Raw genomic sequence first — 23434 nt, forward strand, 5'->3', positions numbered from 1 at the left:
TCAGCCCGCCCAGGTGACGGTACGGCGGAAACGGTCGTACTCCCTGGACAGCTCCGCGTCGATCCGCTCCATCCGGGCCTCGGTGAGCACCACGGCCGGGTCCTGCCACACGCGTGCGGCGAGCATCTGGCGCCGCAGTCCGGTCGGTGGATGGAAGGCGAACAGCGACGCCTCGTCGCGGACCGACAGTTGCCGCAGCAACGGCAGGCGGTCGGTGTTGGCCGCGCGGGACTCGGCCAGGGCGGAGCGCCACCGGTCCGGGCCGTGCCCCGCCTGGGTCTCCCGGCGTACGGCAAGCGCGATCGACTCGGCCGCGAGCGTGGCGTCAAGCAGGTCGGTCGCGGCGATCGTGCCGGCCACCCGGGCGGAAAGTTCGTCGGCGAGGTACTCGGCACGCTGACTGTCCCGCAAGGCCACCGCCACCAACAGCAGGTACGCGACGAACAGCACCCGGGACACCACCCACTGGAACGCGCGGCCCAGGGCGTCGCCCAGCATCTCCAGCAACCCCGCGCCGACGGTGGTCTGCACCGGCCGGAACAGGTCGGAGGCCGAGGCGAGCATGTCGAACGCGGGCTGGGTGAGCAGGCCCCGGCGCGGGTCACCGTTGACGAAGTGGCCAAGCTCGTGCCCGAGCAGCGCCACCCGACCGCCGGCGGGAAGCGAACCCCACAGGGGGAGCCCGAGACCGAGCACCTTCCGGCGCCGCAGCCCGACCGCGCCGGCGTACGCGTTGATGGCGCCATCGACGCCCACCACGTCCGGCACCGGTGCCCCGATCGCTGTGGACACCTCGTCGATCAGGGCGAACAGCTCCGGGGCCTGGTCGCGGGTGAGCACCTCCAGCTCCGGGTCGAGTTGACCGAACCGGGGCCGCAACGCGATCGCGAGGCAGACCATCGCCACACCCGGCACGATCGCCAGGCTGGGAAACGGGAACGCCACGATCAGCCATCCGCCGACGACCGCGAGCGCGAGCACCGCGGCGACCAGGACCAACGAGGCTGTCGCGGTCAGCGCCCGAGCGACTCCCGATCCGTTGGTGCCCAACGGCCGCCCGACCAACTGGGTGAACTGCCGCCCGGTCGCCCGGAACGCCACCCGGTAGGTCCACCGGTCGACCCAGCTCCAACCGAACTCGCGTCGACGCCGTTGCGGGTCGTAGGCGTCCAGATGCCACTCGCAGCGGGGACACCAGGGCACCGCGTCCCGTACCGATGCCGTCTTCGCCCCACACTCCGGGCACGCCCCGGTGCCGGTCACCGTGTTGATCACGACCGCAGATCATGCCCCAGCCCGCTACCTGCGGGAACTGACTGTTCGTCCTGACCCTATTTCGGCGTTCGGGCCCCACGGGCCCCATGCATATCTACTGTGGAGAGGGTCGGCGACTTGTGCGATCCGGTGGCGGCCTGTCGGTTCGCGGTGCACAGTGATTCCCATGAGCGACAGCGAACGTGGTGGGCAGTTCTACTGGTGCACCCGGCATCACCGGGTCGAGACGGACGCCGACGTGTGTCCGGCGAAGCACGTTCTCGGCCCGTACAACTCGGCGGCCGACGCGGAGAACGCCCTGCAACGTGTGCAGGAGCGGAACGAGGCGTGGGATGCCGAGGACGCTCGTTGGGCCGGGGAGGACAAGTAGGCGGCGCGGGACGGCCCGCGCCGAGGTATTTCGTGCTCCGCGAGGACGCACGCGAGAGTACGTCCCCAAGGAGGGAACCACGATGGCCGAAGCACAGCAGGCCACCACCCGCCCGACCGCCCGACGCACCACCGCGAAGAAGACCGCAGCGGCGGAGCGCAACACGGCCGCGAGCCGGACCACCCCCGTCCGCAAGTCCACCGCGGGTGCGAAGGCGGCGAAGGCCCCGGCGAGGAAGGCCGCCGGCGGCGCGGGACGTGCCCCGGCGAAGAAGACCACCACGGCGGCCACGAAGGCTCCCGCGAAGAAGGCCACGACCAAGGCCACCACGACCGCCAAGAAGGCCCCCGCGAAGAAGACCACCACGCGCTCGACAACTGTCGCGGCGAAGCAGGCCCCGGCGTCCGCGACGCGCAAGACCACCGCCGCCGCGAAGAAGACCACAGGTGCGGCGAAGAAGACCACGAGCACGGCGAAGAAGACCACGGGTACGGCGAAGAAGACCGTGAGCGCCGCGAAGAAGACCACCACCTCGGCGGCGAAGAAGACCACCGCCGCGGCGAAGGCGCCGGCGCGTAAGACCGCGACCAAGGCGTCCGCCGCGAAGAAGACAGCCGCGAAGAGGACGGCGGCGACGAAGACGGCCGCCAAGAAGGCGCCGGCGAAGAAGACCGCCTCGACCGGTCCCAGTGGCGGCGCTCGCAAGGCCCCGGCGAAGAGGGCCCCGGCCGCGAAGGCGACGGGCACGTCGTCGACCACCGCGCGCAAGGCGGCGGCGAAGAAGGCACCGGCGAAGAAGACAGTCGCGGCCAAGGCACCGGCCCGCAAGGTGACCGCCCGCAAGACACCGGCCCGCCCTGCCGCCGCACGCGCCACCGCCCCCCGGAGCCCGCGCAGCGCTGCCCGGAAGGCGACCGGCTGAGCGCCTGTCGATTCCGGCGCGCCGGAGAGAGATATCTCGGCCGGTCACCGGAAGCGGATCACCGGCGGCGCTGTCAGGATTGACCCGTGGTCATCCGACGCGTACTCGCGCCCCGCATCGACTTCGGCGCGCTGCGCCGCGAACTCGGCCTGCCCGGGGAGTTCCCGGCCGACGCCCAACGGGAGGCCGACGAGGCGGCCGGCGCGCCGCCGCGACCGCCCGTCGACCGCACCGACGTACCGTTCGTCACTGTCGACCCGGCCAGCTCGCGTGACCTGGACCAGGCGATGCACCTCAGCCGTCGTCCGGGCGGCGGCTACCGGGTGCGGTACGCCATCGCCGACGTCGCCGCCCACGTCACCCCGGGCGGCGCGCTGGAGGCGGAGACCTGGCGGCGCGGGCAGACCATCTACCTGCCCGACGGGAACGTGCCGCTGCACCCACACACGCTCAGCGAGGGCGCTGCCAGCCTGCTACCCGACGACGACCGGGCCGCGGTGGTGTGGACCATCGACCTGGACGCCGACGGCGGCACCGTGGCCGTCGAACTGGAACGCGCCCTGGTGCGCAGCCGCGCCAAACTCGACTACACGGGGGTGCAGGCGGCAGCCGACGCCGGGCGACTGCCCGAGCCGATCGCACTGCTGCCCGAGATCGGCGACCGGCTGACGGCCCGAGGGTTGCGCCGGGGCGCCATCAACCTGCCCCTGCCCGAGCAGGACGTGGAGCCCGACGGTGACGGCTGGCGGCTGGTGCTGCGGGGGCCGGTGCCGATGGAGGAGCACAACGCCCAGATCTCCCTGTTGACCGGCATGGCCGCCGCCGACATCATGCTGGCCGGCCGGGTCGGCCTGCTGCGGACCATGCCCGCCCCGAAACCGGAGGCGGTGCAGCGGCTGCGCGCCGCCGCCGCGCCGCTGGGCGTGCACTGGCCGGACGGAGTGGGCCCCGGCGAGGTGATCGCCAGCCTGGACGCCGCCCAACCACGCTCCGCCGCCTTCATCGACCAGGCAGCCGAGCTGATGCGCGGCGCGGCGTACACCGCCTTCGACGGCACGCGGCCGGAGCACCCCGAGCACGGGGGCGTGGCCGCCGCGTACGCCCACGTCACGGCGCCGTTGCGGCGCCTGGCCGACCGGTACGCCACGGAGGTCTGCCTGGCCCTGCACGCCGGCCAGCCGGTGCCCGACTGGGCCCGCGCCGCGCTGCCCCGGCTGCCCGAGGTGATGGCCAACACGGACCGGACCGCCTCGGCGGCCACCCGCGGCGCTGTCGAGCTGGCCGAGGCGGTGCTGCTGGCGCACCGGGTGGGCGAGACCTTCGACGCGGCAGTGCTGGACGTCGACGCACCGCCCAACGGCCGGGCCCGCACCCGACCGCCCGGCGGCACCGTCGCGCTGGACGCCCCACCGGTGCGCAGCCGCTGCCTCGGCGACCTGCCGCTCGGCGAACGGGTTCGGGTCCGGTTGGTCACCGCGGACCCGACGGCCCGCACCGTCCTGTTCGAGCTGGCCTGACCCTGGCGGCGCGGCCGTCGGGGGCGGCGGCGGGGATCGTCACAGTGCTCCGTGCTGCTGGCGGGCCGGTCGGTTTGCGAGGATGAGCCCATGGCATACGACGCGAGCACGCTTCCCGACGTGTCCGGGCTGACGGTCGGCATCATCGGTGGCACCGGCGACCAGGGGCGAGGTCTCGCCTACCGGTTCGCGCGGGCCGGGCAGACGGTGCTGATCGGCTCCCGCAACGCTGAGCGGGCCGCCGAGTCCGCAGCCGAGATCGCCGCGCTGCCCGGTGTGCCGGCTACCGGCAGCGTCACGGGCGCGGCCAACGACGAGGTGGCCCGGCGCAGCGACGTGGTGATCATCGCGGTGCCGTGGGACGGGCACGCCGCCACCGTCGCCGCCCTCGCCGAGCCACTGGCCGGCCGGATCGTCGTCGACTGCGTCAACCCGCTCGGCTTCGACAAGCAGGGCCCGTACGCGTTGACCGTGGCCGAGGGCAGCGCCGTGCAGCAGGCCGCGGCGTTGCTGCCCGACTCCCGGGTCTGCTCGGCGTTCAACCACGTCAGTGCCCCGCTGCTGGCCGACCCGGAGGTCGACCGGATCGACCTGGACGTGCTGATCTGCACCGAGGACCGCGAGTTGGTCGACGTGGTCGGCGCGCTCGCCGCCCGGATCCCGGGGATGCGCGGCATCTACGCCGGCCGGTTGCGCAACGCCCACCAGATCGAGGCGTTCACCGCGAACCTGATCGCGATCAACAAGCGCTACAAGGCACACGCGGGCATCCGCGTCACCGACATCTGAGTCGTCTCCGGCGGCGTGCTCCACTCCGGTTTCATGAAAACGCGGTGTCCCTGACCTCGGGACACCGCGTTTTCGGCACATCCGAGTGGATCACGCCGTGAACTGTCCTAGAAGGTGTGCTCCGCTGCCGGGAACTCGCCGCCGCGCACCTCGTCGCCGAAACGGCGGGTGGCGTCGGTGAGGGCGCCGGCCAGGTCCGCGTACCGCTTCACGAAGCGTGGCGCCTTGCCGGTGCGCAACCCGGCCATGTCCTGCCAGACAAGCACCTGCGCGTCGGTGTCCGGGCCCGCGCCGATGCCCACCGTCGGGATCGACAGCTCGTGGGTGATCCGCTTGGACACCTCACCGGGCACCATCTCCAGCACCACCGCGAAAGCGCCCGCCTCGGCCACCGCCCGCGCGTCGGCGAGCACCTCGTCGGCGGTGTCCCCCCGACCCTGCACGCGGTAGCCGCCCAGCGTGTGCTCGCTCTGCGGGGTGAAACCGATGTGCGCCATCACCGGGATGCCGGCACCGACGATCGCGGCGATCTGCGCGGCGCAACGGCGGCCACCCTCCAGCTTCACCGCGTGGCAACCACCCTCCTTCATGAACCGGACGGCGGTGCGCAGCGCCTGCGCCGGCCCCTCCTCGTACGAGCCGAACGGCAGGTCACCGACGATCAGCGCCTGCCGGGTCGAGCGCACCACGGCCCGTACCAGCGGAAGCAGGTCGTCGGCGGTGACCGGCAGGGTCGTCTCGTAACCGAACACGTTGTTCGCGGCCGAGTCGCCGACCAACAGCACCGGCACGCCGGCCTGGTCGAAGATCCCTGCGGTGTACTGGTCGTAGGAGGTCAGCATCGGCCACCGTTCGCCGCGCTCCTTGGCGGCGATCAGGTCACGGGTGCGGACCCGACGGGTGACCGGGCCGCCGTACAGCGCGGTCACCTCGTTCGGAGTGGACTCCACCATCTTCGTCTCCCTTCCTCGAGGCCGCCTGCGCGGTCCCCGGGCTTCCTCGCGATCGTCGCACCGCGAGACGGGCTGACGGCAGGGCCCAGTGCAAGATGTCACTCCACCACCGCGCGGGCCGCCGGGCCGCGCCACCGACCCGGCACCCCAGGGGTACGCCTCAGCCGTGCTCGCGCCACCGGTTGGTGATCGGCAGACGGCGGTCCCGGCCGAACGCCTTCATGGAGATCTTCGTGCCCGGTGCCGACTGGCGTCGCTTGTACTCGGCGGTATCCACCAGCCGCAGCACCTTGTCGACCACCGCCGGGTCGTGGCCCGACTCGACAAGCCCGTCGCGGCCGAGGTCGCCGTCGACGTACCCGATCAGGATCGGGTCCAGCACGTCGTAGTCGGGCAGGCTGTCGCTGTCGAGCTGGCCCGGGCTCAGCTCGGCGCTCGGTGGCTTGCCGATCGAGTTCTCCGGAATCGGGGCGGTCTCACCGCGCCGGTCCGCGTCCCGGTTGCGCCACTTCGCGAGCCGCCAGATCAGCGTCTTCCAGACGTCCTTGACCGGGTTGAAGCCACCCACCGAGTCGCCGTACAGCGTGGAGTAGCCGACCGCCAGCTCACTCTTGTTGCCGGTGGTCAGCACCAGGTGGCCTTCCTGGTTCGACAGCGCCATCAGGATCACGCCACGAACCCGGGCCTGGAGGTTCTCCACGGCCACCCCGGACAGCGACAGGTTGGCCAGGAAACCGTCCACCATCGGCTGGATCGGCTCGACGCGGTAATCCAGGCCGGTGCGCTTGGCCAGATCGGCGGCGTCCTCCCGGGAGTGCTCCGAGGAGTGCTGACTGGGCAGCGACACACCGACCACCCGGTCCGGCCCCAGGGCGTCGACGGCGAGCGCCGCCACCACCGCCGAGTCGATGCCGCCGGAGAGCCCGAGCACCACCGACGGGAACCGGTTCTTGTTCACGTAGTCGCGCAGGCCGAGCACGAGCGCCTGCCACACCTCGGCCTCGTCGGCCACCGGCTCGATCAGCCCGCCGACGGCGGCCGGGCCGGACGGCGTCGGCGGAATGGCGTCAAGCGTGCTGTGCGCGACCCGCATGCCGTCGGCGATGGTCTCCGTGGTGGGCGCCGCGGTGGCGGCCGGTAGCTCGACGTCGTGCACGAGCAGGTGCTCGACGAACTGCGGCGCCCGGGTGAGCAGGTCACCGTCGGCGTTCACGATCATCGAGTCGCCCTCGAAGACCAGCTCGTCCTGGCCGCCGGTCATGTTGACGTACGCGATGGCAGCGCCCGCCTCGGCGGCCCGGCGGCGGACCAGCGGCAGCCGGATGTCGTCCTTGTTCAGCTCGTACGGCGAGCCGTTGATGTTGACCACCAGGCCGACGCCGGCCTGCCGGGCGGCGGCGAACGGCCCGCCGGACTGCCACAGGTCCTCACAGATGGTCAGCGCGACGTCCACGCCGCCGATGCGCACCACGGTCAGCGTGTCGCCGGAGACGAAGTAGCGGTCCTCGTCGAAGACCCCGTAGTTGGGCAGGTGGTGCTTGAAGTAGCGGGCGGCGACGGTGCCCCGGTGCAGCAGCGCGGCGGCGTTGCGGGCACCCCGGCCCGGCTCGGCGTCCCCGCTGACCTGTGGCGGCCCGTCGGCGTCCAGGTAGCCGACCACGACCGGCAGCTCCCCGAGGCCGTCGGCGGCGAGGTCGGCGGCGAGCCGCTCGATGGCGGCCTGGGACGCGGCGACGAAGGAGCGTCGGAAGACCAGGTCCTCGACCGGGTACCCGGTCAACATCATCTCCGGGAAGAGCACCAACTGGGCACCGGCATCGGCGGCCTGGCGTGTCCAGCTGCGGACCAGGTCGGCGTTTCCGGCGATGTCGCCGACGCTCGGGTTGACCTGGGACAGGGCGAGACGCAGGGTGGGCATGTCCTCATCTTGCCCCAGCCTCGACGGGACAATCCCCACCCTCCGGCGAGATGGCCGCCACGCTGCGGCGGGTTGGCCCGTTGGCGGCGGAGTACGTGCCCGCCGAGCGGGAGGCGAGGGGACGGCGGGCGGCAGTTCGCGTAACGTCTGCGTAACCAGGCCCGGGAAGACTGGGCGATCAGGTCGGGTGCAGCCCGACCAAGGCGGACAAAAGAGCGTCGCGAGGGGTTGGGGAAGTGGACCGTCAGCAGGAGTTCGTCCTCCGTACGCTGGAAGAGCGGGACATCCGGTTCGTCCGGCTGTGGTTCACGGACGTGCTGGGCACGCTCAAGAGCGTTTCGGTGGCGCCCGCCGAGTTGGAGGCTGCCTTCGAGGAGGGCATCGGCTTCGACGGCTCGGCGATCGAGGGTTTCGCCCGGGTCTTCGAGTCGGACATGGTGGCCATGCCCGACCCGACGACCTTCCAGGTGTTCCCGTTCGAGGGCGGGGTCAGCGGCGAGAGCGCCCGGATGTTCTGCGACATCCTGCTGCCCGACGGTGGGCCGTCCTGGGCCGACCCCCGGCACGTGCTGCGCCGCGCGCTGTCCAAGGCCGCCGAGAAGGGCTTCACCTTCTACACCCACCCCGAGATCGAGTTCTTCCTGCTGGAGAACGGCCCCCAGGACGGCTCGGTGCCCACCCCGGTGGACACCGGCGGCTACTTCGAGCACACCACCCACGCCGTGGCGCGTGACTTCCGCCGCCAGGGCGTGCTGGCGCTGGAACGAATCGGCATCTCGGTGGAGTTCAGCCACCACGAGGTCGCGCCCGGCCAGCAGGAGATCGACCTGCGCTACGCCGACGCGCTCACCACCGCCGACAACATCATGACCTTCCGGCACGTGGTCAAGGAGGTGGCGCTCTCCACGGGTGTGCAGGCCAGCTTCATGCCGAAGCCGTTCACCGACCAGCCGGGCAGTGGGATGCACACCCACCTGTCGCTGTTCGAGGGGGAGCGCAACGCGTTCCACGACAGCGGCGACCCGATGAAGCTCTCCAAGGTGGCGAAGTCGTTCATCGCCGGCCTCCTGGTGCACGCCCGGGAATACACAGCGGTCACCAACCAGTGGGTCAACTCGTACAAGCGGCTCTTCCCGCAGGCCCTGCCGGACCGGATCACCGAGAGCCCGGCGTACGTCTGCTGGGGTCACCTCAACCGGTCCGCGCTGGTCCGGGTTCCCGCGTACGGCAAGCCGAACTCGGCCCGGGTCGAGGTCCGCTCGTTGGACTCGGCCGCCAACCCGTACCTCGCCTTCGCGGTGCTGCTCGGCGCCGGCCTGAAGGGCATCGAGGAGGGCTACGAGCTGCCGCCGGGCGCCGAGGACGACGTCTGGTCACTGACCAGCGCCGAGCGGCGTGCCATGGGGTACGAGGCGCTGCCGGAGAACCTCGCCGAGGCGATCGACGTGATGGCCGAGTCCGAGCTGGTCGCCGAGGTGCTCGGCGAGCACGTCTTCGACTTCTTCCTGCGCAACAAGCGGGCCGAGTGGGAGCAGTACCGCCGGGAGGTCACCCCGTACGAGCGGCAGCGCTACCTGGCGCTGTAGTCGCGAGGGCTGCGCGGCGGGCGTTCGGGGGCAGCGCCCGCTGGTGGGCGGTCGTCCGCGTCGGCTGTCGGCGCTCGCCGCGGGGCGTCGTACCCCGGCCGTAGCGTGGCCGGCATGAACCGTACGGACCGGCTCTACGCGTTGGTCGAGGAGCTGCGGGCGGTGTCGCCGCGGCCACGCAGCGCGCGGTGGCTGGCCGTCCGCTTCGAGGTGAGCAGCCGGACCATCGAGCGGGACATCGGCGCGCTCCAGGAGGCTGGTGTGCCGATCTGGGCCGAGCCGGGGCGCACCGGCGGCTACGTCCTGGACCGCAGCCGCACCCTGCCGCCGGTCAACCTGACCGCGGCCGAGGCGGTGGCGATGGCCGTCGCGCTGCACCGGCTCGACGGCACGCCGTTCGCCGGGCCGGGCGCCACCGCGCTGCGCAAACTGGTGGCGGTGCTGCCGGCCGCCGACGCCGCCGAGGCGCACCGGCTCGCCGGCCTGGTGCACCTGATCGGCGACGGGCCGGCCACGCCCGTCCCGGCCATCGTCGCCAACGCGGTCGCCGCCCGGCGGGTGCTGCGCATCAGGTACGCCGACCGCGCCGGCGCGGACTCGGTGCGCGACGTCGAACCGCTTGGCTACCTCGGCAACCCCCGCCACTGGTATCTGCTCGCCTGGTGCCGGCTCCGCGACGAACAGCGGTGCTTCCGTACCGACCGGATCCGGAGCGTCCGGGCGCTGCCCGACGTGGTGGTCCGGGAATTCAACCCGACGGATCTGGACATCCCGCACGAACGGGTCCGCCCGCTGAGCCTGGTCTGACACGCATCGCTGGGCGGCCCCCAGCGGCCCGGTCGGGAGAAACCCCGTCGGGTGATCCGGAAACACCGACAGGACGGTGTCGCGGACGACCCCGAGACTGCTCCCGACGGCGGCCGGACGGCCGGCACGCAAACCTGGAGGCAGCAGATGTCAACGACGCCCATCACCTGGTTCGAGATCGGCACGGACCAGCCGGAGGAGGCGGAACGCTTCTACGGAGAGCTGTTCGGCTGGACCTTCGAGGAGCAGGGCTCGGCCAACGGCGGGTCCTACCGGGTGACCGGGGCCGGCGGCGACACCGGAATCGGCGGGGCGATCCGGGCAACCGGCGGGACGTCACCGAACTACGCGGTGTTCTACGCCGAGGTCGCCGACGTGGCGGAGACCTGCCGACGGGCCGAGGCGGCAGGCGGCCGGGTGCTGGTGCCGGTGCGGACGGCCCCGAGCGGGCTCACCCTGGCGCACCTGCTCGACCCGGCCGGCAACCACCTGGGCGTGTTCACGCCCCCGCCGGCCTGACGCCCGTGCGGGCCTGACGCCCCCGCCGGGGGCGGTGATCGACTCGGTTTTCGTGATTCCGGGGTGTCGGACTGTCGTGGACACCGCAGGATCACGGAAGTCGAGTGGATCAAGCCTCGGGGCAGGCCCGGTGTGGCCCGGGCCTGCCCCCAAGGGCTACTTGCCGGGCGTCGCCGCAGGGGCGCCGGGACGGCCGTGACCGCCCGGACCGCCGTGACCGCCCGGACCGCGGTGGCCGGCGGGGCCGGGGAAGACGCCCGCCTCGATGGCCTTGGTGATGGCGTCGGCCTGCTCCTGGGTGAGCTTGCCGTCCTTGACCGCCTGGTCCAGCCGTTGCTTGAGCGCCGCCTGCCGGTCCTCGGCCGACGGGCGCTGTGGCCGATCGGCCGGCCGGTGCTGCTCGCGGACCTTCTCCAGCGCGGCGGTCACCTTGTCGGTGGGCACGCCCAACTCCTTCGCGAGTGCCTCGGCGAACTCGTTCTGCCGGTCGGCCTTCGCTCCGGGAGCCGGGGCGGTGCTGGCGCTCGGTGCCGGCGTCGGGGTGTCCGCGGCGAAGGCGATGGTCGGGGCCGCGATCCCCACGCCGAGGACGCCGGCGGTGGCCAGGCCGGCCAGCAGATGCTTCCGACGGATGGTGCGGGACATGCTGTCCTCCAGAAGGTAGGTGATGCTGCGGTGTCATCGCCGACAGTGACCAGCCTGTCTGGGCGCAACCCGTGGCGAACCTGTCAGCGGCCTGACAATCCTGGTGGGCGGGCGGTCAAATCGGTTGCGTCGTCGCTGGCGGAGCCGTCAGGGTTGGCGACTCACCGACGGAAGGACGTAGCTCGTGATGAGCGTCGAGATTCGGGAGATACCGCTCGTCGAGCCGGGCGCCGGCCCGTACGGCATCACGGCCGGCCCGGACGGCGCGCTGTGGCTGACGCTGGTCCACGGCGGCGGGATCGCCCGCCTGGGGGCCGACGGCGCCGTCCGGACCTACCCGCTGGATCCGCCCGGCGGCCGTCCGTTGATCATCACGGCCGGCCGGGACGACGCCCTCTGGTTCACCCGCTCCGGGGACGACCAGATCGGTCGGATCAGCGTCGACGGCACGCAGCGCACGATCGCCCTGCCGACCGGCACCGGGCCGGGCGGTATCGCCGCCGGCCCCGACGGCGCACTCTGGTACGCCGGGATGACAGCCGACACGATCGGCCGGGTGGACACCGACGGCACGGTCACCGTGTTTCCGCTGCCGGTGAGCGGCGGGTTCGCCTCGATGATCACCGCTGGTGCCGATCACGCCCTCTGGTTCACTCTCCACCGGGCGAACGCGATCGGCCGGATCGACCTCGACGGCACTGTGACACTGCATCCGTTGCCCACCCCGGACGCCGGCCCGGTCGGCATCACGCTCGGCGGCGACGGTGCCGTCTGGTTCGTGGAGATCGCCGCCGGTCAGCTCGGCCGGATCACCCCGGACGGCCGGATCACCGAGTTGCCGCTGCCGGACCGGGCGGCCCGTCCGCACGCGATCGTGGCCGATCCGGCCGGCGGCGTCTGGTTCACCGAGTGGGGTGCCAACCGGATCGGTCACCTCGATCCCACCGGCCGGATCGACGGCTACGACCTGCCCACCCCCGGGGCCGAACCGCACGGCATCGCACTCACCGCCGACGGCATCTGGGCCGCCCTGGAAATCGGCGCGGTAGCCCACCTGACCCCCACCCCGACCCCAGCGGGTTGATCAAGAGGTTCGCGTCAGAATCCCGGCCGAGGATGACGCAAAGCTCTTGATCAACAGGTCGCGGGGCGTTACTGGACGGCGGGGGCCACCGTGAGGGTGTTGGTGTTGGTGTCCAGGGTTGCCGTGGTGCCGAACGGGACCGTCAGCTGGCCGTGGCCGTGGCCGATCGGCAGGCCGCCGAGCACCGGCACGCCCAGGTCGCCCAGGCGTTCGGTGAGCACGTCGACGACAGTGGTGTCCCAACCGTCGCCACAGTCGGTGAACTGCCCGACCGCCACGCCGGCCAACCCGTCCAGCGCCCCGGCCCGACGCAGGTGGGTGAGCATCCGGTCGACCTTGTACGGGGGTTCCTGCACATCCTCGATCAGCAGCACCGCACCGGTCAGGTCGGGCAGGTCCGGGGTGCCGATCGACGCGGCGATCATGCACAGGTTGCCGCCCAGCAGGGTGCCGGTGGCGCGACCCGGGACGCGGACGCCGAAGGTGTCCTCGGTGGGCACCGCGGTGACCGACACCGGCTCGGTCGTCATCAGCGCCGCGTGCAGGGACTCGGCGGACCGCAGCGGGGTCCGCTCGTCCCGCCAGGCCGCCCCCGGGCCGTGCACCCCGGCCAGCCGGGCACCCCGCCACAGTGCGAACTGCAACGCGGTGATGTCCGAGAATCCGGCCACCACCTTCGGGTCGCGGCGGACGGCGGCCATGTCGATGGCGTCCACGATCCGTTGGACGCCGTACCCGCCCCGGGTGCAGATCACCCCGCGTACCTGCGGGTCGGCGAACGCCGCGTTCAGGTCGGCGGCGCGCAGGTCGTCGGTGCCGGCGAGGTAGCCGTGGCGGGCGTACGCGTTCGGTGCCGGCACCGGCCGCAGCCCCCAGCCGGTGAGCAGCTCCATCCCCCGGGCCACCCGCTCCGGCGAGGTCGGCCCGGACGGTGACACCAGCAGCACCGTGTCACCCGGTCGCAGCACGGGCGGGCAGACGGCGGCACTGTCCTCGTTGATCACAATCGCAGAGCCTAGCGACCCCGCCGGATCCCGGACCAATGCCCGGGGCAGGCATCCCGGTGGCGGGGCGTGGCATCCCGCGGCGCACCGGCTAGCCTCGACGGGTGGCAACCGCGCTGGTGATCGAGAACGCCCCGACGGACGACGCGCGCCGGCTGGGTGAGTGGCTGACCGAGGCTGGGCTCACGCTGTGGGTGGTTCGCCCGCACGCTGGCGAGGAGCTCCCCGCCGACCTGGAGGGTTACGCGGCGCTTGTGGTGCTCGGCGGCCACCAGCAGGCGTACCCGCTGCCGGACGGCTCGCCCGGCGCACCGTGGTTCCCCGCCGTGGAGGGCCTGCTGCGTAAGGCGGTGCGGCACCGGGTGCCCACCCTGGCGATCTGCCTGGGCGCACAGTTGCTCGCCACCGCGCACGCCGGGCTGGTCGAGCGCAGCCCGTCCGGGCCGGAGATCGGCCCCGGCGTGGTCGGCCGGCGCGACGCCGCCGAGAACGACCCGTTGTTCCGGTACGTGCCGTTGATCCCGGACGTGCTCCAGTGGCACGCCGACGAGATCACCGAGCTGCCCCGGGGTGCCACCCTGCTGGCCGCGTCCACCCGCTACCCGCACCAGGCGTTCCGGCTCGGTGACCGGGCCTGGGGGTTGCAGTTCCACATCGAGTGCGACGCCGAGATGATCGCCGACTGGGCCACCGACTCCACCCAGCTCGACGAGCTGGGCTACGACCCGGAGCTGGTGGTGGCGGCCTGCGCCTCGGTGCTGGCCGACGTCGAGGAGGTCTGGCAGCCGTTCGCCGCCCGGTTCGCCGCGCTGGCCCTCGGCGAGCTGGAACACAGTACGGTGCGGCGCGGCCTGCCGCTGCTCGGGCACTGATGAGCCGGCCGACCAGGGCGCCGGGCCGGCTCGCCCGGTACGGCTTCGGCACCGCCGAGGGCGACGGCGGCGCGCGCGCCGCGGACCTGCTCGGCCCGGACGGGTTGCGGCTGTGGCGGCCGGTCGAGCAGGAGCCGGCCGACGAGAAGGCCGCGGAGTTGCTCGGCGCGCTGTCCCGGGCCGCCGACCCGGACCTGGCGCTGCGGCAGTTGCACCGCATCGTGGAGGCCGAACGCCGCACGACCGACGGCGCCGACGAGTCGTCGCTGCTCGCGGAGTTGCACACCGACCCTGGGCTGCGGCGGCGACTGGTCGCGGTGCTCGGCGCGTCGGCGGCGCTCGGTGATCACCTGGTGGCCAACCCCGACCACTGCCTGGCGCTGCGGACCGCCCCGGACGGGCTCGCGCCGATCGCCGAGGGTCGGCTGGAACCGACAGGCGGCGGCAACCCGGTGGCGGCGCTGCGGACCGCGTACCGGTTGGCGCTGCTGCGGATCGCGGCGGCCGACCTGACCGCCGGGCGCGGCCTGGAGCAGACCATGGCCGCGCTGTCGGCGCTTGCCGACGCGACGCTTGCCGCGGCGTACGAGATCGCCGTCACCGAGCTGGCGGAGGGCACCGAGCGACCCCGGCTCGCGGTCGTGGCGATGGGCAAGTGCGGTGGCGGCGAGCTGAACTACGTCTCCGATGTGGACGTCATCTTCGTGGCGGCCGAGGACGCCGACCTGCCGGCGGCGACCCTGGTGGCGACCCGGCTGATCCACATCTGCGGGCTCGTCGCCTGGCCGGTGGACGCCGCGCTGCGCCCGGAGGGCAACCGGGGCCCGCTGGTGCGCACCCTCGCCAGCCACCTGGCCTACTACCGCCGGTGGGCGCGCACCTGGGAGTTCCAGGCGCTGCTCAAGGCCCGCCCGGCCGCCGGTGACGTGCCGGCGGCCCAGGAGTGGATCGACCAGCTCGCGCCGCTCGTGTGGCGGGCGGCCGAACGGCCCGAGGCGGTCGAGGACGTGCGCGCCATGCGGCGGCGGATCATCGACAACATTCCCCCGAAGGAGCTGGAACGCGAGATCAAGCGCGGTCCCGGCGGGCTGCGCGACATCGAGTTCGCCGTGCAGTTGCTGCAACTCGTGCACGGTCGCGTCGACGAGACGCTGCGCGAACCCGGGACCATCCCGGCGTTGCGCGCGCTCGTCGCCGGCGGCTACGTCGGTCGGGCCGACGGCGAGGCGCTGCTGCGCGGCTACCGTTTCCTGCGCAGCGTCGAGCACCGGCTTCAACTCCAGGCCCTGCGGCGTACCCACACCGTCCCGAGCGAGCCGGGCGCGCTGCGCTGGCTCGCCGCGGCGCTGGGTTTCACGGCCACGCTGGGGCGCAGCGCCGTGGAGAGCTTCCGGGCCGAGTGGGTCACGCACGCCGCCGAGGTACGCCGACTGCACGCCAAACTGCTCTACCGGCCGCTGCTGGAGTCGGTGGCCCGGGTGCCGGCCGACGGGTTGCGACTCACCCCGGAGGCGGCCCGGCACCGGCTGGAGATCCTCGGCTTCGCCGACCCGGTCGGGGCGCTGCGCCACCTCCAGGCGCTCACCGGCGGGGTGAGTCGCACGGCGGCCATCCAGCGGACACTGCTGCCGGTGCTGCTCAGCGAGTTCGCCGACGCGCCGGAGCCGGACCGGGGGCTGCTCAACTACCGCAAGGTCTCCGACAAGCTGGGCAGCACCCCCTGGTATTTGCGGCTGCTGCGCGACGGCGGCCCGGTGGCCCGGCGGTTGGCCCGGGTCCTCGCCCTGTCCCGGTACGTCGCCGACCTGCTCGCCCGCGACCCGGAGGCGCTGCGGCTGCTGGCCGAGGAGAACGAGCTGGCCCCCCGCCCGCCCGCTGTGCTCCGGGAGGGTTTCCTCGCGGCGGCGGCCCGGCACACCGACCCGGTCGAGGCCACCCGCGCGGTGCGCGCGCTGCGACGCCGGGAACTGGTCCGGGTGGCCTGCGCGGACGTGCTCTGCCGGGCCGGTGCGCTCGCGCCCGCCCCCAGCCGGCCGGACGGCGCGAACCGGCCCGCCGTCGGGCTTGTCGACATCACCGAGGTCGGCACGGCGCTCGCCGACGTCACCGACGCCACGTTGGCCGCCGCGCTGCGCGCCGCCCAGGCCAGTCAGCCGGGGCCACCCGGGCTGCGGTTCGCGGTGATCGGCATGGGACGGCTCGGCGGGTACGAGTCGAACTACCTCTCCGACGCCGACGTGCTCTTCGTCTACGACCCGCCCGCCGGGGCCAGCGAGAGCGACGCGAGCGCCGCGGCGCACGCGATCGCCGAGGAGTTGCGCCGACTGCTTGGCGTACCCGCCCCGGACCCGCCGCTCGGCGTCGACGCCGACCTGCGCCCGGAGGGCCGACAGGGCCCCCTGGTGCGCAGTCTCGCCGCGTACGCGCAGTACTACGCCCGCTGGTCGCGGGTGTGGGAGGCGCAGGCGCTGCTGCGTGCCCGGTTCGTCTGCGGCGACGCCGACCTGGGCGCCGAATTCGAGACGATGATCGACCCGGTGCGGTACCCGGCCGACGGGCTGACCCGTGAGCAGGTCGTGGAGATCCGCCGGATCAAGGCCCGGGTGGAGACCGAGCGGCTGCCTCGCGGCGCCGACCCGGCCACCCACACCAAGTTGGGTCGGGGCGGGCTCGCCGACGTGGAGTGGGCGGTGCAGCTCGTCCAGCTTCGGCACGCCGGCCGGGTCCCGGCGCTGCGCGGCACGCGTACCCTCGATGCCCTCGCGGCGGCCGAGCGGGCCGGCCTCATCGACCCGGCGGACGCCGCGGAGATGGCCGCCGGGTGGTCCCTGGCCGCGCAGGTCCGCAACGCGTTGATGCTGGTCCGGGGTCGGGCCGGCGACCAGCTACCCCGGCACGGGGTGGAGTTGGCCGGGGTGGTCCGGCTGCTCGGGCGCGACGACCCGGGGGAGTTCCTCGACGAGTACCTGCGCACCGGCCGCCGCTCCCGCGCCGCCGCCCAGCGGGTGCTGGAGGCGTAGCGCGGGGCGTCAGCTACCGAGGGTGTACTCGCCGGGGCGGGGCACTGTGACTGTGGTCCAGTCTCCGTCGGCGGTGACCGTGGCGCCGCCGGACGCGACAAGCCACCGGCTGTGCCGGACCCGCACCGCCACCGGGCCGGCGGTGGCGGCCCGGAAGGTCACCGCCGCGCCGTCGGCGCGGATCAGCTCGGCGGGCGCTGCGACAAGCGGCGTCGGGTCGACCACTGCCCAGACACGCCAGTGCGGGCCGGACCAGACCGGCGTCAGGTAGGGCAGGCCGTCCTCGACCAGCTCCGCCTCGGCCCGACCCACCCAGGACAGCGGGGCGTCCGGGAGCGCCACGTACTGCACGGCGTTCTCCGCCAGCCAGGCCCGGTAGCTGCTCGGGGTCAGCGGTGCGCCGGTGCCGGCCGCGCCGGGCACGGTGGTGAAGAACAGCGGGTTGCGGTCGATGTCGGCCTGCCGCAGCCAACCCCGGGCCAGTGGCACCTCACCGAGCCGGGCCGCCTCCCAGTAGTTGCGGGTCGGCGGCACCTCGACCCGGCCGGTGAGCCGTTGACCGGCCAGGAACGTGCGCAGCGGCGCGTGGTAGCTCGGCGCGCTTGTCGGGTCGCCGATGCCGCGCAGGTCGGCGGGGACCGCCGGCGGCTGCCACACGCAGACCGCCACCAGCAGCGCGGTCAGGGCCACGGCGCCGCGCAGCCGAGCCGGCCGCGACCGCCCCGCCGTCTCCGCACCGGCTGTGGCGCTGGTCGGGGCGGCGCCCGTCGGGGTGGCGCGCCCGGCCGACCGGCGGGCCAGCCGGTCGGAGAGCCAGGCGGGCGGGCGGGCGGCGGCGGCCAGCACCGGCAGCGCGAACATCGTCACCAGCCGGGTCGCATTCAACCCCACAGGCGTGTGCACGACGGCAGCCGCGAGCACCCCGACGGCGGAGAGCAGCGCACCGAACCGCACCGGCCGGTACGCCACCAGCGCCGCCACCAGCAGGCTGGTCAGCACCGCGCGCACCGCGTCGGTGCGGCCGATGTTCATCCAGCCGCCGTCGCCGAAGAACAGCGCCGTCGCGGCCAGCGGCACCGCCGCCGCGACCCCGAGCGCCAGACCATCGGCGTACCGGCGGGTCAGTAGCAGCGCGACGCCCGCCAGGCCGACGAACAGGCCGGCCACCGGGCTGGTCGCCGAGGCCAGCAGCGCGGCGACCGCCGCGAGCGCGAGCCGCCCCCGCCCGGCTCGGGGTACGCCCCGAGTCAGCGCGAGCAGCGCCGCCAGCCCGAACGCCACACCCAGGGCGTACGTGACCCGGCCGGAGACGAGGTTGCCGGCCAGCGTGACCACCCCGACCAGGCTGCCCAGCAGCGGTCGGGGCACCTCGCTGCGGACCAGCAGCGCGGCCAGCGCGGCGGCCGACGCCACCAGCGCGAGCACGCCGGTCACCCGTACGCCGAGCAGCGCCATCACCGGCTGGGAGAGCAGGCTGTAGCCGAACTGCTGCACCCCGGCGTACCAGCGCAGGTCGACCGGGGTGGGGCCGTGGGCCGCGAAGAAGTCCGCCCGAGCCACCTGCGCGGCGAGGTCCGACCCCATCAGCGGCAGGGCCAGCCAGAGCGCGCCGAGCACGACTGCGGAACCGGTGGTCACCGCCACCACCCGACTGCGCCGCATGCCCACCTCCGTACCGCGACCACCGTACTGGCAGCATGTCCGGCGTGCCTCACCACCTCGCGCGTTGGACCGGCCTGGCGGGATCGGCGTTGCTCGCCGTCGCCGCGTTCCTCGGCGGCGCCCTGCCCGGCTCCCCCCTGCGTGCCACCCCGGTCAGCATCTGGCAGGGCCCGCACGGCCCGCTGGTCCTCGCCGCCTGGCTGGTCGGCACCGCGTTGCTCGCCTACGCCTGGTGGGCGCTGCGCGACTCCGTGCCGTCGACCCGCTGGGCGTTGACCACAGTCGGGCTCTGGCTGCTGCCGCTGCTCGTCGCACCGCCGCTGGCCAGCCGGGACGTGTACGCGTACGCCTGCCAGGGCGCCAGCTACGCCGCCGGGATCAACCCGTACGAACAGGGCGTGTCCGCACTGCCCTGCCCCTGGCTGGACACCATCTCGTTCATCTGGCGGGACACGCCCGCGCCGTACGGGCCGCTGTTCGTGGTGCTCTCCGGCGCGGTGGTGAAGGCCACCGGCTCACTGACCGGCGCGATCGTGGTGTTCCGGCTGATCGCGGTGGCCGGGGTGGCGTTGACCGCGGTCAGCCTGCCGGTGCTGGCCCGACGTGTCGGCGTACCCGCCGGTCGGGCGATCTGGCTCGCCCTGGGCTGCCCGCTTGTCGCCGTGCACCTGGTCTCCGGCGCGCACAACGACGCCCTGATGGTCGGCCTGCTCGTCGCCGGGCTGGCGGTGGTCGCCTCCCGGCCGGGCCGCCCCGGCCCGCTGCTCGCCGGCGGCGCGCTGCTCGGACTGGCCGCAGCGATCAAGGTGACCGCGCTCGTCGTGGTGCCGTTCGCGGCGCTGGCCGCGATCGTCGGCGGGTACTCGATCCGGGCGCTGATCCGGCACGGCGGGTGGGTGGTCGGGGGCGCGGTCGCCGTCGTGGCCGGGGTGACAGTCGCGGCGGGGCTGGACTTCGGCTGGGTCGGCGGGCTGGCCCGTGGCGGTGACGTGATCGCCTGGACGTCGCCGTCCACCGCGGTCGGGCAGACCGTCGGCTACCTGGCGGCGCTGTTCGGCGCACACCTCGACGCGCTGCCGGTCACCCGGGGGATCGGCATGGCGGTGTTGGCGCTGGTGCTGCTCTGGCTCTGGTGGCGGGCCCGCACCCGGGAGCCGCTGTGGCACGCCGCGGTGGCGCTTGCCGCCACCGTCGCCCTCGCGCCGCTGTTCCACCCCTGGTACTGGATCTGGCCCCTCGCGGTGCTCGCGGCCACCGCCCGGCGGACCGGCTGGTTCACCGTCGTCGCGCTCGTCGCGTCGTTCCTGGTGCTGCCCGACGGCACCGGCCTGCCCCGGTTCACCAAGACCGTCGGGGCGCCGCTGATGACGCTGTTGGTGATCGTGCTGGTCGTCCGGTTGGTACGGTCGGCTCGGGCGGCCCGTCAGCCGGTCGCCGCCGACTGAGGGAAGGTGCGCCGGTGACCGCTCCCGGCCCGCCGCCGCCCGATGCACCGCCGCGGGTGGCAGGCGCCGCCCGGTACGCCGGACTGGCCGGCGCGGCCCTGCTCGCCGTTGCCGCACACCTCGGTGGGGCACTGCCCGACGCCCCGCTCGGTGCGACACCGGAGTCGATCTGGCGGGCCCCGGGCGGCCCGGCGACGCTTGTCTGCTGGCTGGTCGGCACCGTGCTGCTGGTCGGGGCGTGGTGGTCGTTGCGCGGGGGAGCGCCGTCGACCCGCTGGGCGTACGTCACCGCCGGGCTGTGGGCGCTGCCACTGCTCGTCGCGCCGCCGCTGGGCAGCCGGGACGTCTACTCGTACGCCTGCCAGGGCTGGACGTACGCGCACGGCGTCGACCCGTACGCCGTTCCGGTGGCGGCGGCGGGCTGCCCGTGGCTGGACGCGGTGGCACCGATCTGGCGGGACACCCCGGCACCGTACGGGCCGGTGTTCGTGCTGCTCGCGGCGCTCGCGGTGACCCTGGGCGGCGGGCTCACCGGGACCATCGTGGCGCTGCGGTTGTGCGCTGTGGCCGGGCTGCTGCTGGCCGCGTTCTGCCTGCCCGGTCTGGCCCGCGCCGCCGGGGTACCGGCCCGGCGGGCGACCTGGCTGGCGCTGGCCGGCCCGCTGGTCGGGGTGCACCTGGTGGCCGGGGCGCACAACGACGCGGTGATGCTGGGCCTGCTGCTGGCCGGACTCCTGATCGTGGTCCGTCGGCCGGGTCGGCCGTCGGCGTTGCTGGTGGCCGGGGTGCTGCTCGGGTTGGCGGTGACGGTGAAGGCCAGCGCCGTGGTGGTGCTGCCGTTCGCCGCCCTGGCGGCGGTGCGGGGCCGCCCCACCGTCCGGGCGCTGCTGCGCGACGGCGGCTGGCTGGCGGGCGGGGTGCTCGCCGCGCTGCTGGTCACGTCGGCGCTCTCCGGGCTCGGGCTGGGCTGGGTCGGCGGGCTGACCCGCAGCGGGGACTCCGAGCAGTGGACCTCGCCGCCGACGGCGGTCGGCTTCGTGGTCGACTACGCGGGCGCGCTGGCCGGGCGGGACCCGCAGGCGGTGCCGGTGCTCCGGGCGGTGGCGCTGCTGCTGCTCGCCGTGCTGCTGGCGCTGCTCTGGTGGCGAGCCTGGGGGGCGCTGCGCCGGCGCGACGACGCGCCCGACCGGATCGAGGTGTGCCGGGTGGTGCTGCTCGGTACCGGGCTGGCGCTGGCCGCGACGGTGGCCCTCTCCCCGGTCTTCTACCCCTGGTACGCCACCTGGCCCCTCGCTCTGCTCGCGGTCGCCGCCACGCGGACCACCTGGTTCGTGCTGCCGGCGGCGGTCGCGGCGTTCCTCACGTTGCCCGACGGCACCAACCTGGCCCGGTTCGCCAAGGGCCCCGGAGCGGTCGCGATGACCGCGCTGGTGCTTGTCCTGCTCGTCGTGCGCCTGACGCACCGCCCCCGCCTGCCCAGACCGTTCGACCGGGGTCGGTCATGAGGTTGACGGCGCGCTCCGAGATCGAACACACCGCCAACCTCATGATCAACGAGTACCGGTCAGGAGGCGGGGGTGCGTTGGCGGACCCGTCCGGCCAGCGCCACCGCGCCACCGAGCGCCGCCGGGCCGAGCAGCGTCACGGCGGTCGCCGCCACGGCCAGGCCGAACCGGTCGACATTGGGTCCGCCGTGCAGGGCCGTGGGGCCGGCAGCGACCAGGTCGTGCAGACAGAGCAGGCAGATCGGGGTGAGCAGGGTCAGCGCGGCCCACAGCCCCCGACGGTCACCGCGTACCAGTAGCCCGATCGCCAGCAGCAGCGTCACCGCCAACAGGGCCACGCCCACGCCCAGCGGGATCTGGATGCTGGTCCAGCCGTAGTAGTAGTGGTCTTCCCACGGGTACAGCAGCTCCGTCGCGGCAGCGGCGCCGACGGCTGTGAGCGGCTGCGCCAGCCGCACCGGCATCGACAGCCGGTCCGGCAGGGCGAGCGCCACCAGCCCGAGGGCGACCTGGGGCAGCAGGATGAACAGCGGCGGTCGGGGCAGCCCGGCCAGCTCCGCGACGGGCACCACCACGACGGTGAGCAGCAGCGCGAGACCGACGGCCCGTCGCGCCCACCGGGCCGAGCCCACGGCCAGCGCGAGCGCCGGCAGGAGCCACCCCATCCACACCCCGGCACCGAGGGTGGCGACCGGCCCGAGTGCCGGGACACCCCAGTAGGGCGCCGGGGGCCGCAGCTCCAGCACCGACCAGACCGCCGCGAGCGCGGTCGCGGTGAGCAGGGACAGCACCGCCGCGAGGCGTACCCCGGGGAGCAGGCCGGCGGCCCCGGCGGCCCGCAGCCGCTGGCGGACGCCGCCGCGCGCGAGGTCCGCGGCGTCCGCGGGCGACGGCCAGCGCCGGCCCGGGCCGGCCAGGTCGAGGTACGTCCCGACGATCTCCGCGCCGCGGGCCCGCCGGTAGTCGGCGGGGTACGCACGCAGCAGCCACAGGTAACGCCGCTCCAGGTCCTTCATGCCAACCCCCCGGCGGTACGCGGGCCGAGTGGCCGGGTGGAGCGGGCGCGCAGCCGGGCGGTGGCGGCCTCGACGTTGCGGCGCAGCCGCTCGGTCTCGGCGGTGAGCGTCGCGTAGCCCGCGGGGGAGAGGCGGTAGTAGCGGCGTAGCCGGCCGTCCACGATCTCCTCCCGGTCGACCTCGACCAGGCCGGCATCGACCAGCCGGTCGAGTGCGCCGTAGAGGGTGCCCGGCCGGAGGTTGACCCGTTCGTCGGAGAGGCCAGCGACCTCGCGGATCAGCCCGTAGCCGTGCAGCGGCTCACCGGCCAGCGCGGTGAGGATGAGGAACGTCGGTTCCCGCAGGGGAGTGTCCACGGCGACAATATAACGGACGCGATGGTATAACGGAGGGCGATACATCTGGTGGGCGGGGAAACGGAACCGGGCCGGCTCCCCCGGCAACTTCGCCACCAACTCCGCAGCCGGCGCCCGCTACGGCTACCTGCTGGTCTGGGTTGTGGTGGTGGCCAACCTGATGGCGAAG

Annotated in this window: 20 protein-coding genes and 1 pseudogene; 13 read left to right on the top strand and 8 right to left on the bottom strand. The window is 73.9% G+C overall.

What is annotated here, in order from left to right; translation table 11 throughout:
• The gene (locus AB0F61_RS16385) at nucleotides 1-1275 is read right to left on the bottom strand and encodes a M48 family metallopeptidase (protein WP_357809799.1); all 1275 of its coding nucleotides are present in this window, start codon (nucleotides 1273-1275) and stop codon (nucleotides 1-3) included.
• 166 nt (nucleotides 1276-1441) lie between these two features.
• On the opposite strand from AB0F61_RS16385, the gene AB0F61_RS16390 reads away from it, so the two are divergent.
• From AB0F61_RS16390 to npdG, 4 genes are all read left to right on the top strand, one after another.
• A complete protein-coding gene (locus tag AB0F61_RS16390; protein ID WP_238647524.1) occupies nucleotides 1442-1645 on the top strand; it encodes a hypothetical protein in 204 nt (67 codons plus the stop codon).
• Nucleotides 1646-1727: 82 nt separating this feature from the next.
• On the top strand, nucleotides 1728-2567 hold the full coding sequence (locus tag AB0F61_RS16395) for a histone (protein WP_357809802.1): 840 nt from the start codon (nucleotides 1728-1730) through the stop codon (nucleotides 2565-2567).
• A gap of 86 nt (nucleotides 2568-2653) precedes the next feature.
• Nucleotides 2654-4084, top strand: coding sequence for an RNB domain-containing ribonuclease (locus AB0F61_RS16400; RefSeq protein ID WP_357809805.1), 1431 nt, complete (start codon nucleotides 2654-2656; stop codon nucleotides 4082-4084).
• A gap of 90 nt (nucleotides 4085-4174) precedes the next feature.
• On the top strand, nucleotides 4175-4873 hold the full coding sequence (npdG, locus tag AB0F61_RS16405) for an NADPH-dependent F420 reductase (RefSeq protein ID WP_357809808.1): 699 nt from the start codon (nucleotides 4175-4177) through the stop codon (nucleotides 4871-4873).
• 107 nt (nucleotides 4874-4980) lie between these two features.
• On the opposite strand, the gene panB is transcribed toward npdG, so the two are convergent.
• Nucleotides 4981-5826, bottom strand: coding sequence for a 3-methyl-2-oxobutanoate hydroxymethyltransferase (gene panB, locus AB0F61_RS16410; protein WP_357809811.1), 846 nt, complete (start codon nucleotides 5824-5826; stop codon nucleotides 4981-4983).
• A 160-nt stretch (nucleotides 5827-5986) separates the two neighbouring features.
• A complete protein-coding gene (locus AB0F61_RS16415) occupies nucleotides 5987-7744 on the bottom strand; it encodes an NAD+ synthase (protein WP_357809814.1) in 1758 nt (585 codons plus the stop codon).
• A gap of 236 nt (nucleotides 7745-7980) precedes the next feature.
• Between AB0F61_RS16415 and glnA the strand changes: the two genes are divergently transcribed.
• The 3 genes from glnA (at nucleotide 7981) to AB0F61_RS16430 (ending at nucleotide 10656) form a co-directional block, all read left to right on the top strand.
• Nucleotides 7981-9330, top strand: coding sequence for a type I glutamate--ammonia ligase (gene glnA, locus AB0F61_RS16420; RefSeq protein WP_357809817.1), 1350 nt, complete (start codon nucleotides 7981-7983; stop codon nucleotides 9328-9330).
• A gap of 114 nt (nucleotides 9331-9444) precedes the next feature.
• On the top strand, nucleotides 9445-10137 hold the full coding sequence (locus AB0F61_RS16425; protein WP_357809819.1) for a WYL domain-containing protein: 693 nt from the start codon (nucleotides 9445-9447) through the stop codon (nucleotides 10135-10137).
• A gap of 147 nt (nucleotides 10138-10284) precedes the next feature.
• Nucleotides 10285-10656, top strand: coding sequence for a VOC family protein (locus tag AB0F61_RS16430; protein ID WP_357809821.1), 372 nt, complete (start codon nucleotides 10285-10287; stop codon nucleotides 10654-10656).
• A gap of 156 nt (nucleotides 10657-10812) precedes the next feature.
• Here the strand turns inward: AB0F61_RS16430 and AB0F61_RS16435 are convergent, their stop codons facing one another.
• Nucleotides 10813-11301, bottom strand: coding sequence for a hypothetical protein (locus AB0F61_RS16435; protein WP_357809823.1), 489 nt, complete (start codon nucleotides 11299-11301; stop codon nucleotides 10813-10815).
• Between the two features lie 187 nt (nucleotides 11302-11488).
• Between AB0F61_RS16435 and AB0F61_RS16440 the strand changes: the two genes are divergently transcribed.
• Entirely contained in the window at nucleotides 11489-12385 is an 897-nt protein-coding gene (locus AB0F61_RS16440; RefSeq protein ID WP_357809826.1) for a virginiamycin B lyase, read from the top strand.
• Nucleotides 12386-12453: 68 nt separating this feature from the next.
• Here AB0F61_RS16440 and AB0F61_RS16445 read toward each other — a convergent pair whose 3' ends face one another.
• A complete protein-coding gene (locus tag AB0F61_RS16445; protein WP_357809829.1) occupies nucleotides 12454-13389 on the bottom strand; it encodes an LD-carboxypeptidase in 936 nt (311 codons plus the stop codon).
• A 104-nt stretch (nucleotides 13390-13493) separates the two neighbouring features.
• On the opposite strand from AB0F61_RS16445, the gene AB0F61_RS16450 reads away from it, so the two are divergent.
• Both AB0F61_RS16450 and AB0F61_RS16455 read left to right on the top strand, forming a co-directional pair.
• The gene (locus AB0F61_RS16450) at nucleotides 13494-14261 is read left to right on the top strand and encodes a type 1 glutamine amidotransferase (protein ID WP_357809832.1); all 768 of its coding nucleotides are present in this window, start codon (nucleotides 13494-13496) and stop codon (nucleotides 14259-14261) included.
• Nucleotides 14261-17281 carry a bifunctional [glutamine synthetase] adenylyltransferase/[glutamine synthetase]-adenylyl-L-tyrosine phosphorylase gene (locus AB0F61_RS16455; RefSeq protein ID WP_357809835.1) on the top strand — a complete coding sequence of 1007 codons (3021 nt, stop codon included), beginning with the start codon at nucleotides 14261-14263 and terminating at the stop codon, nucleotides 17279-17281. The genes AB0F61_RS16450 and AB0F61_RS16455 overlap by 1 nt, the downstream gene beginning before the upstream one ends.
• 9 nt (nucleotides 17282-17290) lie before the next feature.
• Here the strand turns inward: AB0F61_RS16455 and AB0F61_RS16460 are convergent, their stop codons facing one another.
• Entirely contained in the window at nucleotides 17291-18943 is a 1653-nt protein-coding gene (locus AB0F61_RS16460; RefSeq protein ID WP_357809838.1) for a hypothetical protein, read from the bottom strand.
• A 44-nt stretch (nucleotides 18944-18987) separates the two neighbouring features.
• On the opposite strand from AB0F61_RS16460, the gene mptB (AB0F61_RS16465) reads away from it, so the two are divergent.
• Both mptB (AB0F61_RS16465) and mptB (AB0F61_RS16470) read left to right on the top strand, forming a co-directional pair.
• Nucleotides 18988-20388 (top strand): polyprenol phosphomannose-dependent alpha 1,6 mannosyltransferase MptB, encoded by a 1401-nt coding sequence (gene mptB / locus AB0F61_RS16465; protein WP_357809841.1) that lies wholly within the window; start codon nucleotides 18988-18990, stop codon nucleotides 20386-20388.
• Between the two features lie 14 nt (nucleotides 20389-20402).
• Nucleotides 20403-21893: a polyprenol phosphomannose-dependent alpha 1,6 mannosyltransferase MptB gene (gene mptB / locus AB0F61_RS16470; protein WP_357809844.1), complete on the top strand. Its 1491-nt coding sequence runs from the start codon at nucleotides 20403-20405 to the stop codon at nucleotides 21891-21893.
• 59 nt (nucleotides 21894-21952) lie between these two features.
• On the opposite strand, the gene AB0F61_RS16475 is transcribed toward mptB (AB0F61_RS16470), so the two are convergent.
• A complete protein-coding gene (locus AB0F61_RS16475) occupies nucleotides 21953-22909 on the bottom strand; it encodes a hypothetical protein (protein WP_357809847.1) in 957 nt (318 codons plus the stop codon).
• Nucleotides 22906-23265 carry a helix-turn-helix transcriptional regulator gene (locus tag AB0F61_RS16480; protein ID WP_357809850.1) on the bottom strand — a complete coding sequence of 120 codons (360 nt, stop codon included), beginning with the start codon at nucleotides 23263-23265 and terminating at the stop codon, nucleotides 22906-22908. The genes AB0F61_RS16475 and AB0F61_RS16480 overlap by 4 nt, the downstream gene beginning before the upstream one ends.
• A 79-nt stretch (nucleotides 23266-23344) precedes the next feature.
• On the opposite strand from AB0F61_RS16480, the pseudogene AB0F61_RS16485 reads away from it, so the two are divergent.
• A pseudogene (locus AB0F61_RS16485) lies at nucleotides 23345-23434 on the top strand (divalent metal cation transporter); the annotation flags it as partial.

The organism is Micromonospora sp. NPDC023888 (genome assembly GCF_040639415.1).
Classification (GTDB): domain Bacteria; phylum Actinomycetota; class Actinomycetes; order Mycobacteriales; family Micromonosporaceae; genus Micromonospora.

What these genes read in the sequence shown, in the direction of transcription:
- AB0F61_RS16390 (WP_238647524.1), top strand. Translation starts at nt 1,442, where the DNA reads ATGAGCGACAGCGAACGTGGTGGGCAGTTCTACTGGTGCACCCGGCAT.
- AB0F61_RS16395 (WP_357809802.1), top strand. Translation starts at nt 1,728, where the DNA reads ATGGCCGAAGCACAGCAGGCCACCACCCGCCCGACCGCCCGACGCACC.
- npdG (WP_357809808.1), top strand. Translation starts at nt 4,175, where the DNA reads ATGGCATACGACGCGAGCACGCTTCCCGACGTGTCCGGGCTGACGGTC.
- panB (WP_357809811.1), bottom strand. Translation starts at nt 5,826, where the DNA reads ATGGTGGAGTCCACTCCGAACGAGGTGACCGCGCTGTACGGCGGCCCG.
- AB0F61_RS16415 (WP_357809814.1), bottom strand. Translation starts at nt 7,744, where the DNA reads ATGCCCACCCTGCGTCTCGCCCTGTCCCAGGTCAACCCGAGCGTCGGC.
- AB0F61_RS16425 (WP_357809819.1), top strand. Translation starts at nt 9,445, where the DNA reads ATGAACCGTACGGACCGGCTCTACGCGTTGGTCGAGGAGCTGCGGGCG.
- AB0F61_RS16430 (WP_357809821.1), top strand. Translation starts at nt 10,285, where the DNA reads ATGTCAACGACGCCCATCACCTGGTTCGAGATCGGCACGGACCAGCCG.
- AB0F61_RS16435 (WP_357809823.1), bottom strand. Translation starts at nt 11,301, where the DNA reads ATGTCCCGCACCATCCGTCGGAAGCATCTGCTGGCCGGCCTGGCCACC.
- AB0F61_RS16440 (WP_357809826.1), top strand. Translation starts at nt 11,489, where the DNA reads ATGAGCGTCGAGATTCGGGAGATACCGCTCGTCGAGCCGGGCGCCGGC.
- AB0F61_RS16455 (WP_357809835.1), top strand. Translation starts at nt 14,261, where the DNA reads ATGAGCCGGCCGACCAGGGCGCCGGGCCGGCTCGCCCGGTACGGCTTC.
- AB0F61_RS16460 (WP_357809838.1), bottom strand. Translation starts at nt 18,943, where the DNA reads ATGCGGCGCAGTCGGGTGGTGGCGGTGACCACCGGTTCCGCAGTCGTG.
- AB0F61_RS16475 (WP_357809847.1), bottom strand. Translation starts at nt 22,909, where the DNA reads ATGAAGGACCTGGAGCGGCGTTACCTGTGGCTGCTGCGTGCGTACCCC.